The organism is Salibacterium sp. K-3, assembly GCF_054052005.1.
On the sequence record NZ_JBSVZE010000001.1, the window covers coordinates 1002792 to 1019434 of the forward strand.

The following is a 16643-nucleotide window of genomic DNA, read 5'->3' on the forward strand; positions in this document are numbered from 1 at the left end:
TCAATAGAACATTTGCACTTACATTTATATGCCGCCGGACCACGCCTGTTGATTTACCATATAAAGGAATGGAAAAGGGATCTATTAGGAGGGGGGCATCTGTGATCAAAGCATTTATTCCCCTTTCTTTTTCGTTGGACGGAGCCGTTTGCCCGACTCCAGCGGGAGAAGCGTCAGCCGAAGATCACCGGGTGATTTTCCCAGTAGCTGAGGCGACGCCCGCGAAAAGCGGGCAAGAAAGGCGGAGCCCAACGAAACGCTTCCTATATTTGGGTAATCAACAGGCGTGCCGCTGGACCTATCTGTAACGATGGTGATTCTTGCTTTTGACACACCAGAACAGGATCGGGAGCGGAGTATTGGAAATGATCGTGAAACCATTCTGTTAATCAGTATTCCTTTTTCATTGTTATTTTTAAAGCAAAGGCGGGTATTATACAGACGGAAGTTTTCCTTAGTGTAAACGATGTTTCAAAAAAAGGAAGCGAAGGAGTCTTGCATATGAGTACCCTCGAAATTATATCCTGGTTTTTTATCATGCTGGGAGTACTGCAGGCTGGTTATATAACGATAGATGTCTTAAAGAAACCACAAGAGATGATGCCGATTATGAACGTTGTGTGGCCGCTCACCGGACTATATTTTCCAGTTGCCGGCGTATGGGCGTATTGGAAACTGGGGCAGAATAACCATGCTCATGGTCATCAGCACGAACACCATCATCACCATGCCCATCACGAACATCAGAACAAGCCGTTCTGGCAGAGTGTATTTGTATCCACCACCCATTGCAGCGCCGGCTGTTCCCTCGGAGATATGATCGGGGTGCCGATCGTTGTTTTCACAGGCCTGACCATTGCAGGAAGCACCTTGTTTGCAGAATACGGGGTGGAATTTGTGCTGGCCTATATTTTCGGTATCGCGTTTCAGTATTACGGAATGGGGGCTCACGGGGGAGGAAGTGGAAGACAAAAACTGAAAGACGCGGTCAAAGCGGATACGTGGTCCCTGATTGCTTTTGAAGTCGGTATGTTCGGCTGGATGGCCGTGGCTCATTACCTTCTGTTCGCCCAGCCGCCGCAGCCAAGCGGCGCGGTGTTCTGGTTCATGATGCAGATCGCGATGATGCTCGGCTTTCTCACCAGTTATCCGGCAAACTGGCTGCTCGTGAATAAGGGAGTTAAGCATGCGATGTAAGGATGTATCGATGCGCGCCGATATCTGATAGACGGGTGTTGAAGTTGTCTGATACTATAATAGATAGAAGAATGCTGGAGGCTTATCATGACAAATCAATTTCAACACCCCCGCTATGTCACGGTTATTGAAGAAATAAAAGAGAAAATCAGAAACGGGGAGCTGGAACCCGGGGAACGCCTGCCATCGGAAAATGAGTACGCGAAACAGCTGCATGTCTCCCGGAACACGCTCCGTGAAGCGCTGCGGATCCTCGAAGAAGAGCACATTATGGTGCGCAAACACGGGATCGGCACGTTTGTGAACAAAAAGCCGGTGTTTTCAGGCGGTATTGAAGAGTTGTTCAGCATTACCGATATGATTGAACGCGAAGGAAAAACACCGGGAACGGATATTTTATTTACCGGATTCGCTGAGCCGCATGGTGATGATAAAAAAGAGCTTACACTCAATGAAGACGAGCAGGTGTATCTGATAAAACGGATCCGGACCGCAGATGACGATCCGCTTGTCTACTGTGTGGACAAGATTCCAGCGGGGCTGCTTGAAGAGGATTACAACCTGGAGGAAGAATCGATGCTGCTCTCGCTGGAGAAAAAGGCCGGCGTGACTATCAGCTACGCCAAAGCCAATATTGAAACGATGGGCTATCATGAAGAAATCAGCACGATGCTGCAGTGTGAAAATGGTTCGCCGCTCCTCGTATTGAAACAGGTCCATTATGATATGGCGGATGAGCCCGTGCTATACTCGATTAACTTTTTTAAATCCGATCAGATTAGTTTTAATGTATTTCGAAGAAGACAGCTTTAGGAGCTGTCTTTTTGTTTTGAGTGAAGGTTTTGCGCTTTTCTTATCATACGGCCAAAAAGTGGTGGAAGAATACCGAAAACGTAAGTATAAACCGTTCATAAGACAGTTTTTGACCGGTGGAATCCGGCCAAACGTAACATAGAACAGATCATAGCGACGTTTATCATACACAGGACAGTTAAAACGTAAGTATGGGAAGAGAAGCATTCGCCTTCAAATGACCCCGGTTCGAAGGCGGGCAGGAGACAAGTCAACTAAGCGCTTCTTAAAAAAAAGACTTGTGTTGTTGGACGTCTAACCTTTATAATATACACATCAACACGAAAGATGGGAGGTTGTCACCACATATTGAAAGGGGTTTCTTTTTTGATTACAGAGGTTGGACGTCTAACGACAAAGGGTTATTTTTTATTTGTTTTTAGAAAACGCTTACCAAACATAAATCGGGAGGTTTCATAATGAATTTTCTATGGGGATTGATGGGGATTGTCTTTGTTTTGCTTCTTGCATTTCTTGTATCAGCCAGAAAAAAATCCATCCGGCCGAGGACGATCCTTGGGGGACTGGCAATACAGCTCACCTTTGCTTTTATCGTCCTGCAGTGGGACTTAGGCAGGAAGGGGCTGGAATGGTTCACTGAATATGTTTCCAACATTATCGGTTATACCGGTGAAGGTATCGACTTTTTATTCGGGGATCTGCTCGCTGTTGAAAGTGTAGAAAATGTATTCGCGCTGCAGACGCTTCCGGTCATTATTTTCTTCTCTTCCTTGATTGCGATATTATATTATATTGGCATTATGCAATGGTTTATTAAGATTATCGGTGGATTTCTTTCTTACATTCTTGGAACGAGTAAAGCGGAATCGATGTCGGCGGCTGCTAACATTTTCGTAGGGCAGACCGAAGCGCCACTTGTTGTGAAACCGTTTCTCTCCAATATGACGAAATCTGAACTGTTTGCCGTTATGACCGGAGGACTTGCGTCCGTGGCAGGTTCGGTTCTGTTCGGATATGCCGCACTTGGTATACCGTTGAATTTTCTGCTTGCGGCAAGCTTTATGGCTGCTCCGGCCGGTTTGATCATGGCAAAGATGATTATGCCGGAAACAGAGGTTTCTGAAACGACAGACCATATCAAACTGGAAAAAGATTCAGAATCCCAGAATATTATTGATGCAGCTGCAAACGGGGCATCGACAGGTCTGCGGCTGGCTTTAAACGTCGGTGCCATGCTTCTTGCTTTTATTGCCCTGATTGCGATGGTAAACGGCATTATCGGAGGAGTGGGTGCCTGGTTTGGCGCAGAAGGATTGACGCTTGAAAAGATTCTCGGATTTATTTTCGCACCAATTGCTTTCATGGTCGGCGTACCATGGGAAGAAGCTGTTCGTGCCGGATCGTTTGTTGGCCAGAAGCTGGTTTTGAATGAATTTGTGGCGTATGCCAATTTTGCCCCGGAGATTGAAGCTGGGAATCTTTCGGACAAAGCGATAACGGTCATTACATTTTCGCTGTGTGGATTTGCCAACATCAGTTCTCTGGCGATCCTTCTTGGCGGAATCGGCAGTCTTGCGCCTGAACGACGCTCCGAAATCGCACAACTCGGTGTACGTGCGGTCATCGCCGGAGCCCTCGCTTCGATGTTGAGTGCTGCGATTGCAGGAATGTTTGTCTAGATAATTAGAATTTCATGGTGTTTTATATGACAATAAGGGGGAAAAAACATGAACAATGAATCTTTGGCAGCTGGAGTCCATTGTAGGTGTTCAATTCTCTCGAAGATAGCAGCAGCAGGTATTTTGGCAGCGTCCGGAGCTGGATTAATGTTCCATGGTTCGGCTGGGGCTGAAAACGGGAGCGATTCCACGGTGCAGCTTCGGTTGATGGAGACGACAGACATTCATATGCATCTTGCTAATTATAATTATTACACGGATGAACAAACGGAAGATTACGGTCTTGTGAAAACGGCTGAACTTATTAAAGAAGCACGAAATGAAGTTTCAAATTCGATGTTGTTTGATAACGGCGATCTGATTCAGGGAAATCCACTGGGCGAATACGTGGCTGAAGTGGATCCGCTGACCCAAGGGGAAACGCATCCTGCTTATAAGATCATGAACGACATAGAGTATGATGTCGGAAACCTGGGAAACCATGATTTTAATTACGGTCTTGACTATCAAAAACAGGTGCTGGATGGAGCGGAATTCCCTTATGTCAACGCCAATGTTTATGAGGATAACGGTAATGGGGAAGCAGGTGCCAACCGGTATGATCCATATGTGATTCTTGATCGAACGGTGACGGATGAAGCCGATGAAGAACATACCGTGAAAGTTGGTGTGATCGGATTTGTTCCGCCTCAGATTATGGATTGGGATACATCCCATCTAACCGGCGAAGTGGTCACAGAGGATATCGTAAAAACGGCGGAGAAATTTGTTCCTGAGATGAAAGAAGAAGGTGCTGATGTTATCGCTGCTGTTCCTCACTCCGGCTTTGGCACCATGGAAGACGAAACCTTTAAAGAAAATGCTACATCGAAGTTAACGACGGTCGACGGAATAGATGCTGTCATGTTTGGTCACGATCATGCTGTATTTCCCGGCGAAGACTTTCAGGATTACGAGTGGACCAATGTAGATAAGGGTACGATTAACGGAACACCTTCTGTGATGCCCGGGAAATGGGGAGAAAGGTTAGGCATTATCGATTTGACGCTGGAGCAGGTCGAAGGAGATTGGGAAGTCGTGGACGGCACCAGTGAAACCAGGCAGGTAACAGAAGAAGTTGAACGTGATAATGAGCTGTATCAGTTAATTGAAGAAGAACATGAAAATACGCTTGATTATGTCCGCGATACCATAGGAGAAACGACAGCACCGATGCACAGCTATTTTGCGCAGGTTGCTGATGATCCATCGATCCAGATTGTGACGAATGCACAGAAATGGTACCTTGAACAATATATTCAGGGGACAGAATATGACGGTACACCGGTTTTGTCAGCCGGCGCACCATTTAAAGCAGGGTCACGGGGGGATCCGAGTGATTACACAGACATACCGGCTGGTGAACTTGCCATTCAGGATGCAGCAAATCTGTATTTGTACGATAATACACTTCAGGCTGTGTATCTTGATGGAAAGCAGGTAAAGGAATGGCTGGAAATGTCAGCTGGTCAATTCAACACGATTGACTCTGCCAGCTCCGAAAAGCAGCAGCTGATTAATATGGATTTTCGTTCCTATAACTTTGATGTGATCGATGGTGTGGAATATAAGATCGATGTAACAGAAGAACCGCGTTATGATGCCGACGGGAATCTCATCAACGAAAACACGGAGCGTATTGTTGACCTGACATACGAGGGGGAACCGGTAACCGAAGATGATCATTTCCTCGTAGCTACAAACAATTACAGAGCTACTGGAAACTTCCCGGGATTGAACGGAGAAAATACTGTCATTGAGTCTCCGGATGAGAACCGGCAGATTGTAATTGACTATATTAAAGAGCAGGGTACCATTAATCCTTCGGCGGACAATAACTGGTCCTTTTCTCCAGTAGAAGGGGAGGCAAGTGTTGTTTTTGAATCGTCACCGGAAGGAAGACAATACGTTGATACGATGGAAAATATTTCGTACGAAGAAGAGCTCAATTCAGGCTTTGCCGAATACAGCATTGAACTTGAAGGAAAGAGTGGAAATAATAATGGGCCATCAGAGGATGAGCCAAAAGACGCTCTGCCGGATACAGAAGTCTATACCGTAAAACCGGGAGACACCCTTTTTGCGATAGGGGAGCAGCATGGAGTGGACTGGTCGGAGCTGGCTGAATACAACGATCTGGATAACCCGGATTACCTTCAGATCGGACAGAAGATAAAAATCCCTGAATAACTTTTTTCCTACTGCGTTACGTGATGAACGCAGCAGGTGAAATGGATCTGATAAGGATTACAGCAATCCAGGAGATTGAATGATATGGAAAAGGGTGTTTTAGATGCGCATGGTCGATCTGATTGAGAAAAAACGGAACGGCGGCGAATTAACGAAAACAGACATTAATGAAATGATAGAACAGTATACAGCAGAAGAAATCCCGGATTATCAGATGTCAGCGTTTGCGATGGCGGTATTCTTTCAGGGGATGACAACGGATGAACGGGTGCATATAACGCAGGCCATGGCAGCCTCCGGGGATCAGGTGGATCTTTCCGGTATTGAAGGTGTCAAAGTGGATAAACACAGCACAGGCGGGGTAGGGGATACCACAACTCTGATCCTGGCGCCACTCGCTGCCTCCGTCGGAGTACCGGTGGCGAAAATGTCCGGGCGCGGCCTCGGGCATACCGGCGGAACGATTGATAAGCTGGAAGCCATCGACGGCTTTGATGTCGAACTGGACGGAGACACGTTCAACCGTCTCGTAAATGAAAACAAAGCGGCTGTCACAGGTCAGAGCGGCAATTTAACCCCGGCCGACAAAAAACTGTACGGCCTCCGTGATGTGACCGCGACGGTGGATTCGATCCCGCTTATCGCAAGTTCCATTATGAGTAAGAAGCTGGCATCAGGCGCAGACGCTGTCGTGCTGGACGTGAAAACAGGAACGGGCGCCTTCATGAAAGAAACGGAGGAAGCCCGGGAGCTTGCCAAAGCGATGGTCGATATCGGGAATGGCGCCGGCAGGCATACGACAGCTGTCATATCGGATATGAATCAGCCGCTCGGTTACGCGGTCGGCAATGCGCTTGAAGTGAAAGAGGCCATTGAAACGTTAAAAGGAGAAGGTCCGGATGACATCTTTGAGCTGTGCCTGGTTCTTGGCAGTCATATGGTAGTGGCAGCCGGTCTGACGGATACGACGGAAGAAGCCGAAGAACGTCTGCGTGAAGCTGTGCGATCCGGAAGAGCCCTTGAAACAATGAAAACCTTTATAGCAGGGCAAGGAGGAGATCCCTCTGTAGTAGATGACCCGGAAAAGCTTCCGGACGCTCCCTATAAAAAGGAAGTAACGGCAGCGGAAAACGGGTATGTTGCTTCCATCGCAGCAGATGACATCGGAACGGCCGCCAGCATGCTTGGGGCCGGACGTACGACAAAAGAGTCCTCGATTGACCTGGCCGCCGGCATCATGCTGCACAAGAAAATCGGGGATCCGGTGCAGAAAGGAGAGGTCCTCGCCGTTATGCACTCCAGCACCGGAAATACCGAAGAAGCTGAAGCGAAAATCATGTCATCCTATACGATAGAAGCACAGCAGACTAAACCACCTCAGTTGTTGTATGATGTGATTCATTAAGGGAGAAGAGGGTCCGTCATGGACGGCCCTTTCTTTTCAGAACAAGAGGTTGGACGTCCTACAAATAGGAGGGAAAAAGTGAAAGAACTAATGTTAAGTCTCGTTGCCGGTATGATTATCGGTATTGTGTTCAAATTTCTGCGTCTTCCGCTCCCGGCTCCTCCGGTTCTTGCCGGGGTGATAGGGGTTGCAGGTGTATACTTCGGCGGAGTCATCGTGGATTGGTTCTATAAAACGCTGGCATAAGAAAGGGGAATAATAGATGAATACTTCATTTAAACGTATCTTTTTAATCGTTATGGATTCTGTCGGGATCGGTGCATCTCCGGACGCAGCACAGTACGGGGATGAAAAAGCGGATACACTCGGCCATATTGCCGGACATCGCGGATCCCTGCAGATGCCGAATATGGGAAGGCTCGGGTTGAGCAATATCAGGAACCTCCCGGGCATAGAAGAAGCAGAGGTGCCGCTTGCCCATTTTACAAAAATGCAGGAAGCTTCCGCCGGCAAGGATACAATGACCGGGCATTGGGAATTGATGGGGCTTCGGATTGATGCGCCGTTCCGGACGTTTCCCGACGGCTTTCCGGACGAATTAATGACCGCACTTAAGGAAGCCTCCGGGCGGAACATTGTTGGCAATAAACCGGCATCCGGAACCGATATTCTCGATGAGCTGGGAGAACACCATCTGCATACGGGGGATTTGATTGTTTATACATCCGCCGATTCGGTTCTGCAGATCGCAGCACATGAGGATGTTATTCCCGTTGAAGAATTGTATCGGATTTGTGAAACCGCCCGTGAGCTGACAAAAGATGAAAAGTATATGGTCGGCCGCGTGATTGCAAGGCCCTTTACCGGAGAACCGGGCTCCTTTGAACGGACCCCGAACCGCCATGATTATGCATTGAAACCGTTCGGCCGGACCGTCATGAACGAACTGAAAGACTCAGGATTAGAAGTGACAGCCATCGGAAAAATAACGGACATTTATGACGGAGAAGGGGTAACGACCTCCCTGCGGACGACTTCCAATATGGACGGAATGGATAAGCTGCTGGAAACGATGGAAATAGATTTTACAGGATTAAGTTTTCTGAATCTGGTCGATTTTGACGCGAAATACGGCCATCGCCGTGATCCGGATGGTTACGGGGAAGCACTGGAAGCTTTTGATGAACGGCTTCCGGAAGTGCTGGAGAAGCTGCAGGAGGACGATCTGCTCATTATCACGGCCGATCACGGCAATGATCCGGTGCATCACGGCTCGGATCATACGAGAGAATATGTGCCGCTGCTCGTCCATCACCCGTCTGTGAATCAAGGACTTGCCCTTCCGCTCCGTGACACGTTTGCCGATGTAGGAGCTACCGTAGCGGAAAACTTCCAGATCAGGATGCCGTCGTTTGGAGAAAGTTTCCTGAAAGACGTGCAGCAGCAGGGGGGACAACGATGAATCTAACATCCATCCAGGAAGCAGCAGGCGCCGTAAAAGCCCGGCAGAAGGTGCAGCCCAGGACAGGGTTGATTCTGGGGTCCGGCCTCGGCGTGCTGGCTGATGAAATAACTGATGCGGTCACGATTCCGTATGGGGAGATTCCTCATTTTCCAGTGTCCACGGTGGAAGGCCACAAAGGACAGCTCGTTATTGGAGAACTGCATGGCGTGCCGGTCCTCGCCATGCAGGGACGTTTTCACTATTATGAAGGATGGGACGTGCAGGACGTTACGTTTCCTGTACGGGTAATGAAAGAACTGGGGATCGACAAGCTGATTGTTACCAATGCCGCCGGTGGGGTGGATCCGTCCCTGAACCCGGGGGATCTCATGCTGATTACGGATCATATCAATCACGCCGGGTCCAATCCCCTGCGCGGCAAAAATAACCCGGAGCTCGGGGTCCGTTTTCCGGATATGTCTGCTGCCTATTCCCACAGGCTTCGGAAAGAAGCGGGGAATGCTGCGGCGGAGCTGGGGATCCATCTCCGCGAAGGCGTCTATGTCTGGAACAGCGGTCCGTCCTATGAAACGCCGGCGGAAGTGAGGATGCTTCAGTTTCTCGGAGGAGATGCGGTGGGGATGTCCACCGTACCCGAAGTGATCGCAGCCCGTCATGCGGGAATGGAAACGGCAGGGATTTCGTGTATTTCCAATATGGCAGCAGGCATTCTCGACCAGCCTCTCTCGCACGAGGAAGTGATCGAAACGACCGAGAAGGTGCGCGAGGAGTTTTTGTCATTGATCAGGGAATGGGTAAAACGAATAGAGAAAGGAGACTGACAAAAAAATGAAAAACATAGGAGCAAAGCAGAAAGAAGCCGTAGCAGCGCTCGAGCAGAAGATAGATGTAAAGCCGGAGCTCGGACTTATTTTAGGTTCTGGTCTCGGAGAACTGGCAGATCATATTGAAAATCCGGTCGTGGTCGATTATGAAGACATTCCGCATTTTCCGGAGTCTACCGTGGAAGGTCATGCCGGTACGCTGGTCGTTGGAACATGGCAGGGAAAAACGGTAGCAGCCATGAAAGGGAGATTCCATTACTATGAAGGGCATTCCATGCAGGATGTCACGTTTCCGGTCCGGGTGATGAAGGGTCTCGGCGTGGAGACACTTCTTATTACTAATGCCTGTGGCGGAATGAATCCGTCCTTTGCACCGGGAGATATTATGGTGATTGACGATCATCTAAACATGACAGGGGACAATCCTTTGATCGGTCCCAATGATCCGGACATGGGGCCGCGTTTTCCTGATATGAGCCGGGCCTATTCTCCCGACCTGCGTTCGGTGGCGGATGAAAAAGCAGCGGAACTTGATATCAACGTGCAGCACGGGGTATATGCCGGTATTACAGGTCCGACGTACATGACGCCGGCAGAACTGAAGATGCTTCGCCATTGCGGCGCTGATGCAGTCGGCATGTCCACCGTACCGGAAGTGATTGCGGCTAATCAGATGGGAATGAAGGTACTTGGTCTCTCCTGCATTACGGACATGGCCATCGGGGAAGAGCTGGAGCCGTTGACGCACGACGATGTCGTCGCGGTGGCGGCCCGGACGAAACCAATATTCAAAAACCTTGTTCAGACGATCGCTGCGTCCCTATAATACATGGAAGGAAGAGATGAGCCATGCAGACAGAGTTGGCACAAATGATTGACCATACACAGTTAAAACCGGAAACGAGCGGAAAACAGATTCAAACGCTCTGCGCCGAAGCCCGGGATTTTGGATTCTATTCCGTTTGTGTCCTCCCGGTCCATGTGACAGAGTCTTACCGCCTGCTCCAGGGTTCGGATGTGAAAGTATGCACCGTCATCGGTTTTCCTCTTGGAGCCAGCACAACCGAAACGAAAACGTTTGAAACGAAGGATGCGGTTAAAAAAGGCGCCGAAGAAGTTGATATGGTACTTCCCATCGGTCTTTTGAAAGACGGGGAAGAGACGGCGGTGGAAAACGACATCCGGGCTGTAGTGACAGAGGCGGAAGGAAAAGCACTCGTGAAAGTGATTCTCGAAACAGCGTTGTTGACCGAAGATGAAAAGAAAACCGCCTGCAGGCTGGCGGTGAATGCCGGAGCGAATTTTGTGAAGACATCAACCGGGTTTGCCGGCGGCGGAGCGGAAACGGCCGACATTGCCCTGATGCGCGAGGTGGTTGGTCCGGATATCGGCGTTAAGGCGTCGGGAGGCATCCGGGACCGCGAAACAGCGGATGCCATGATCGCAGCCGGCGCCGACCGGATCGGTGCCAGCGCCAGTGTATCGATTGTAAAAGAATAAGGAGAAATAGAGCTGTCCACAGCATACCGGACAGCTCTTCTTTTAAAGGCTGGAACGAACAGCGGCCCGGAATATGAGCAGAATTACAATAAAAGGGAAGCCGTGGTGTTATAATACCGGAGTAAAGGAAATGTTTCATTCGAAAAGGAGATATGTTATATGGCAGATATAAATATTCCGGTTTCCGTCTTAAATCTTGCACCAGTCCGGCAGGGAGAATCCAAAAAAGACGCGGTGGATTCGATGGTGGACCTTGCGCAGGCTGTGGAAAAGATGGGATATGAACGGTACTGGATTGCCGAGCACCATAATACAGCAACACTCGTAAGTTCCGCTACCTCCATCCTGATGAAACACGCTCTGGAACATACGGAGAGCATCCGTATCGGCTCCGGCGGGATTATGCTTCCGAACCACTCTCCGCTCGTTGTCGCCGAACAGTTCGGAACGATGGCGACCATTTATCCGGACCGCCTGGATCTCGGTCTGGGACGCGCGCCGGGCACCGATATGCTGACGGCCTCCGCGCTGCGACGTTCCAAAACGGACCAGTCCGTTTATTCATTTCCGGAAGACGTACAGCAGCTGCTAACGTATTTCGGACCGGAAGAAGAGCAGGGTTACGTGAAAGCAGACCTTGGCATCGACACGAATATTCCGATTTATATTCTCGGTTCGTCCACTGATTCCGCAGTACTCGCAGCCAAACTTGGTCTCCCGTATGTCTTTGCCGCCCATTTTGCGCCCGCTCATATGGAAGAGGCGATATCGATTTACAGGCAGCGGTTCCAGCCATCCGATTATTTGGCCGAACCTTATATGATGATCTGCGCCAATGTCATTGCCGCAGAAACAGACGAAGAAGCGCGCCGGGAGCAGACAACGATGCAGCAGTTTTTCCTGAATGTTGTCAGAGGCGACAGACAGCCGTTAAGCCCGCCGGTTGATAACATGGACGAGATCTGGAACTCCCGCGAAAAAGAAGCCGCAGCTTCCATGTCGAGCATGACATTTCTGGGAAGCAGAGAGACGGTACAGGAACAGCTCCAACGTTTTCAGGAAAAATACAATGTGGATGAGCTCATGGCCGTTTCCTATATTTATGATAAGGAAAAACAGAAGCGGTCCTATGACATCCTGAAAGAAATAGTTTCTACGTAACGAAAAGTAGGGAAAAACGCCGATGCAATGGATGCACCGGCGTTTTTTCTAAGTGGTGGACTGTGCCTGTTTCTTTCTTTTATGAAGGGCGTGATTCCTTCCCCATTCATGCATGGCTTCGAGAATTGGTTCCAGGCTTTGTCCGTATTCTGTAACCGCATATTCCACTTTCGGCGGAACCTGGGGATAGATGGTACGTTCAATAATGTCTTCTTCTTCGAGTTCGCGAAGCTGTTTGGTCAGCATTTTCTGCGTGATACCGGGCATTTTCCGTTTCAGCTCATTAAAACGCTGCGTGCCCTCCTGCAGCAGGTGAAGCAGAATTATAGGTTTCCATTTTCCGGTTAAAATACTGAGAGCATCGTCGACAAGGCATTGTTCCGGTATTTTTTCCATTTTATCTCCTCCAAGGTATCATACAGGGTACTATGCCACTTTGAAGTGCGTACTTCTTTTTTCATACTGTATCTTCTATAATAACATGGCACAGGAAAGGCTGGTGACATAATGAAAGATTATGGAATAGATGAGAGTAAAGGTCTGGAGTTCGGCATTTATACGTTAGGTGATCATCTGCCGGATCCCCACACGGGCGAACGGATTTCTGCAGAACAGCGCATTCAGGACATTATTGAATATGCCAAACTGGCAGATGAAGCCGGCATCGATTTTTTCAGTGTCGGAGAAAGCCATCAGGAATACTTTGTCACCCAGGCGCACGCGGTGGTGCTGGCAGGTATCGCTCAGGCGACGGAAAATATTAAGGTGGCAAGCTCTTCCACGATTATCAGCACATCGGATCCGGTGCGGGTGTATGAAAATTTCTCGACAGTAGATCTTATTTCCAGGGGGCGGGCCGAAATCGTTGCCGGGCGTGCTTCCCGGATCGGACTTTTTGACCTGCTCGGGTATGATATCCGTGATTATGAAGCGTTGTATGAAGAAAAATTTGATCTGCTGCTGAAAATTAATGAGCAGGAAAGAATTACGTGGAACGGAGATTACCGGGCTCCGCTGCGGAACGCAGAAGTGCTGCCGCGGCCGCAGAAAGGCAGGCTTCCGATCTGGAGGGCGGTTGGCGGCACGCCGCAGAGTGCCATGAAAGCAGGATATGCAGGAGTGCCGATGTTCATGGCCCATTTAGGCGGCCCGGTGACTGCTTTTAAGCGGACCATTGATGCCTACCGTGAAGCGGCGGCAGCGGCTGGTTATGAACCGGAAAAACTTCCGGTTGCAACCGCCGGTTTTTTCTATGCCGCTGAGACATCGCAGCAGGCTCTCCGTGACATGTATCCCCATATCAATGAGGGGATGAAACGCACGAACGGGCAGGGCTTCTCGAAGCAGGTTTTCGCCCAGGGAGCCGATACACGAAGTGTCATGAATATAGGTAGTCCCCAGGAAATTATCGAGAAAATTCTCTATCAGCATGAAGTATTCGGTCATCAGCGTTATATCGCCCAGATCGATTTCGGCGGCATGCCATTTGATAAATTGCGGAAAAACATTGAAATCATAGCAACAGATATTCTCCCGGAAGTCCGGAAGCATACAGCAAAACAGGAGGGAAATAAGTGATGAATATTGTGGCGTTATCCGGCTCTATTGCAGGTTCGAAAACACGGACCGCGATGGACTATACCGTGCAATCCCTTCAGAAAATATTCCCGGAGGCAGCTGTTACGCTGCTTGACCTGGCGGACCATGACATCCAGTTCAGTGACGGCCGCCACTACCTTGATTACGATGGAGATACCGGGTATGTGGTCCGGATGATCATGGAAGCTGACGCTCTTGTCATCGGAACTCCTGTATTTCAGGCTTCCATCCCGGCACCGCTGAAAAATGTGTTCGATCTGCTTCCCGGGGACGGCCTGCGTGATAAAACAGTCAGCATGATTGTTACCGCAGGCTCAGCGAAGCATTACCTCATTGCCGAACAGCAGCTGAAACCAATTCTCGCTTACATGAAAGCTGAAATAGTGCAGGGCTATGTGTTTATTGAAGAGGAAAACTTTCACCGGAAAGAGATTGTTAATGATGACGTGCTGTTCCGGATTGACCGCCTTGTGGAAGATACGAAAAGAAGAGCGGAAGTGACCGCCGGAGATAGAGTGTTGGCTCGGAAATCTGTTCCGCTATTGACTTCAAAACAGCAGTTTTCCAGGTATATTCGGACATCGGTGCCGCTATTTGTGCCTTTTGCCGTCCCCGACCTCTTGTTTATGGCTGTTAACGGAACAGGTGTCCGTGAACATGAAAAAAACTGGTCAAAACAACAAAATAAGGCACTCAATGTCCGCGCTGCTGTTTTAAGCGGTATGTCCGTATTCGTTTTTCTCCGGAAGCTGCTTCCAGCAACCCTTTTTCGAGCATCTGCCGGAATATACGCCTTACATGCCGGTCACTTATATGCAGGTGCCCGGCTGTTTCCTTTGGTAGGATGGAAGAGGGATTTTATATTTATAGCAAAACGGTTTTAAAACACAAGATAAACATATAATTGTCGAATAATGTTGAAAACAGGTTTAATTTTCAGAAATTTAGTAAAAAAACACCCTCTGCTGTCCGATATAAAAGGTAAAGGATAATGGGGGATTGCTATGAAAAAATGGGTAAATCGAATAAACCTGGGACCGAAATTATATTTTATTTTAATGACTGCAGTGGCCGGTATTGTTATAGTGAGCGGCATGCTTATCTACAATATGAATCAAAGCGCTCAGCAGCTGGAGCGGGAATTATACGATGAATTATATCAATCGACGTTTTATTTACTGAATGCCGACCGTGATTTCTATCAGGCGGATCAGGCGTTTTTAACCGCCCTCCAGTCGGAGGATGGGAGAGAGGAAGCGGCTGCGGCTTACGAGGAAAATACGGCGCAGGTGCACGAACGGATGGAAGAAGCCCGGACTATTTTACAATCGGATACCGGCATCAGCAGCCAGGAAGTGGAATCCCGCTATAATAGTTTTTTTGAATCGCTTGCTGCCTGGGAAGAACAGACTTCCAGTATCATGGATCAGGAAACCATGCAGGCACAGCCTGCCGAAATGGAAGAAATCCGCACAACGTTTGAGAATGCCAGAACCGAAATCGATCAGCTTCAGCAGAGTCTTGAATCCGCCGCGGTACAGACGGTGGATACGATTCACGCTGATAATGACCGGATGATGTTTCTATCGATTGGCGTGATTGTCGTTTCCATTGCGGCTGTGTTTATTCTCGGCTGGCTCTTAATCCGGCATATTACAAAACCGGTGGATCAGCTCGTAGTGATGAACGAGCAGTTGGCAGAAGGTAATCTGAATGTCAATAAAATGCAGATGAACCGGGATGATGAAATTGGAAAACTGGCGGCTGCAGGCAATGCGATGTTTGATCATATGCGGGATATGGTCCGGCAGATTCAGGAGATATCCGAGGAAGTAAACGGCCGCAGCCGGGAACTGAATCAGTCTTCCGACGAGGTACGTTCCGGGTCGGAACAAATTGCTTCGACGATGGAAGAACTGTCGGCCGGCGCAGAAGAGCAGGCCGGGGCATCGTCGGATATTTCGGCCCGGATGAAACAGCTGAATGAACAGATTCAAGGTGCTTATGAAGACGGAGAAACCCTTCAACAAACTTCCAGCCATGTCGTGGAACGCGCAGAAGAGGGGAGGAAGCAGATGGAAACGGCTGTCGCAAACATCGACCAGCTGAGCCGGCTCGTGGCAGAATCGGTCGGGAAAACGAGGGAGCTGGATAAAAGATCGGGAGAAATATCAAAATTGGTGGATGTCATCCAGGAAATATCGGAACAGACCAATCTGCTTGCTTTAAACGCTGCGATTGAAGCGGCGCGTGCCGGAGAATCCGGGAAAGGCTTCGCGGTCGTAGCCGATGAAGTACGCAAACTAGCGGAACAAGTCGGAACATCCGTTACTGAAATCACTGACATTATAGAAGGGGTACAGCGTGACACGCGGGCAGTCACTACTTCGCTGGAATCAGGATATGAGCAGGCGGAAGAAGGAAGCCGCCAGGTGCACATCACCCGGGAGAACTTTGAAGAAATTACAGGCGCCATGAATGAGATGAAGAACCGGATTGACCACGTTTCTTCGACCTTGTCCCACGTACGGGAGGACAGCGGAAATGTGAGTGATTCTGCTGCCGAAATTGCCTCCACGACGGAAGAATCAGCGGCAGGCATTGAACAGACAGCCTCTACCGCACAGGAACAGAGTGCATCCATGCATGAGATCGCCGCAGCTTCCCGGTCCTTGTCTCAACTATCAGATCAGATGGATGCTTTAATCAAGCGCTTCTCTTTATAAGAAAATAAAACGAAGGAACATAAAAAAACAGTTCCTTCGTTTTAT

14 protein-coding genes and 1 pseudogene are annotated in these 16643 nt (G+C 49.0%); 14 read left to right on the forward strand and 1 reads right to left on the reverse strand.

The genetic code is table 11. From position 1 onward, the window contains the following. Positions 1 to 501: 501 nt before the first annotated feature. The 11 genes from ACW9JV_RS04840 (at position 502) to ACW9JV_RS04890 (ending at position 12273) form a co-directional block, all read left to right on the forward strand. Positions 502 to 1197 carry a DUF4396 domain-containing protein gene (locus ACW9JV_RS04840; RefSeq protein WP_457331900.1) on the forward strand — a complete coding sequence of 232 codons (696 nt, stop codon included), beginning with the start codon at positions 502 to 504 and terminating at the stop codon, positions 1195 to 1197. A gap of 87 nt (positions 1198 to 1284) precedes the next feature. Continuing rightward, positions 1285 to 2010, forward strand: a complete 726-nt coding sequence (locus ACW9JV_RS04845; RefSeq protein ID WP_457331902.1) for a GntR family transcriptional regulator — start codon at positions 1285 to 1287, stop codon at positions 2008 to 2010. A 458-nt stretch (positions 2011 to 2468) separates the two neighbouring features. Next, positions 2469 to 3689, forward strand: a complete 1221-nt coding sequence (locus ACW9JV_RS04850) for a NupC/NupG family nucleoside CNT transporter (RefSeq protein WP_457331904.1) — start codon at positions 2469 to 2471, stop codon at positions 3687 to 3689. A gap of 48 nt (positions 3690 to 3737) precedes the next feature. After that, on the forward strand, positions 3738 to 5918 hold the full coding sequence (locus tag ACW9JV_RS04855; RefSeq protein ID WP_457331906.1) for a bifunctional 2',3'-cyclic-nucleotide 2'-phosphodiesterase/3'-nucleotidase: 2181 nt from the start codon (positions 3738 to 3740) through the stop codon (positions 5916 to 5918). 103 nt (positions 5919 to 6021) lie between these two features. Continuing rightward, a complete protein-coding gene (locus ACW9JV_RS04860) occupies positions 6022 to 7323 on the forward strand; it encodes a pyrimidine-nucleoside phosphorylase (RefSeq protein WP_457331908.1) in 1302 nt (433 codons plus the stop codon). Between the two features lie 78 nt (positions 7324 to 7401). After that, positions 7402 to 7569: a XapX domain-containing protein gene (locus ACW9JV_RS04865; RefSeq protein WP_457331910.1), complete on the forward strand. Its 168-nt coding sequence runs from the start codon at positions 7402 to 7404 to the stop codon at positions 7567 to 7569. 16 nt (positions 7570 to 7585) lie between these two features. After that, positions 7586 to 8785, forward strand: a complete 1200-nt coding sequence (gene deoB, locus ACW9JV_RS04870; RefSeq protein ID WP_457331912.1) for a phosphopentomutase — start codon at positions 7586 to 7588, stop codon at positions 8783 to 8785. Beyond that, positions 8782 to 9609, forward strand: a complete 828-nt coding sequence (locus ACW9JV_RS04875) for a purine-nucleoside phosphorylase (protein ID WP_457331914.1) — start codon at positions 8782 to 8784, stop codon at positions 9607 to 9609. The genes deoB and ACW9JV_RS04875 overlap by 4 nt, the downstream gene beginning before the upstream one ends. Positions 9610 to 9616: 7 nt before the next feature. Beyond that, the gene (locus ACW9JV_RS04880) at positions 9617 to 10438 is read left to right on the forward strand and encodes a purine-nucleoside phosphorylase (RefSeq protein ID WP_457331916.1); all 822 of its coding nucleotides are present in this window, start codon (positions 9617 to 9619) and stop codon (positions 10436 to 10438) included. A 23-nt stretch (positions 10439 to 10461) separates the two neighbouring features. Beyond that, complete coding sequence (gene deoC, locus ACW9JV_RS04885; RefSeq protein ID WP_457331918.1) at positions 10462 to 11112, forward strand: deoxyribose-phosphate aldolase; 651 nt, start codon at positions 10462 to 10464, stop codon at positions 11110 to 11112. 159 nt (positions 11113 to 11271) lie between these two features. After that, positions 11272 to 12273 carry an LLM class flavin-dependent oxidoreductase gene (locus tag ACW9JV_RS04890; RefSeq protein WP_457331920.1) on the forward strand — a complete coding sequence of 334 codons (1002 nt, stop codon included), beginning with the start codon at positions 11272 to 11274 and terminating at the stop codon, positions 12271 to 12273. Between the two features lie 48 nt (positions 12274 to 12321). On the opposite strand, the gene ACW9JV_RS04895 is transcribed toward ACW9JV_RS04890, so the two are convergent. Further along, positions 12322 to 12669: a winged helix-turn-helix transcriptional regulator gene (locus ACW9JV_RS04895; RefSeq protein ID WP_457331922.1), complete on the reverse strand. Its 348-nt coding sequence runs from the start codon at positions 12667 to 12669 to the stop codon at positions 12322 to 12324. A gap of 111 nt (positions 12670 to 12780) precedes the next feature. On the opposite strand from ACW9JV_RS04895, the gene ACW9JV_RS04900 reads away from it, so the two are divergent. From ACW9JV_RS04900 to ACW9JV_RS04910, 3 genes and pseudogenes are all read left to right on the forward strand, one after another. Continuing rightward, positions 12781 to 13851, forward strand: a complete 1071-nt coding sequence (locus ACW9JV_RS04900; RefSeq protein ID WP_457331924.1) for an LLM class flavin-dependent oxidoreductase — start codon at positions 12781 to 12783, stop codon at positions 13849 to 13851. Then, a pseudogene (locus ACW9JV_RS04905) lies at positions 13851 to 14378 on the forward strand (NADPH-dependent FMN reductase); the annotation flags it as partial. The gene ACW9JV_RS04900 and the pseudogene ACW9JV_RS04905, both read left to right, overlap by 1 nt. Before the next feature lie 498 nt (positions 14379 to 14876). Beyond that, positions 14877 to 16598: a methyl-accepting chemotaxis protein gene (locus tag ACW9JV_RS04910; RefSeq protein ID WP_457331926.1), complete on the forward strand. Its 1722-nt coding sequence runs from the start codon at positions 14877 to 14879 to the stop codon at positions 16596 to 16598. Positions 16599 to 16643 lie beyond the last annotated feature (45 nt).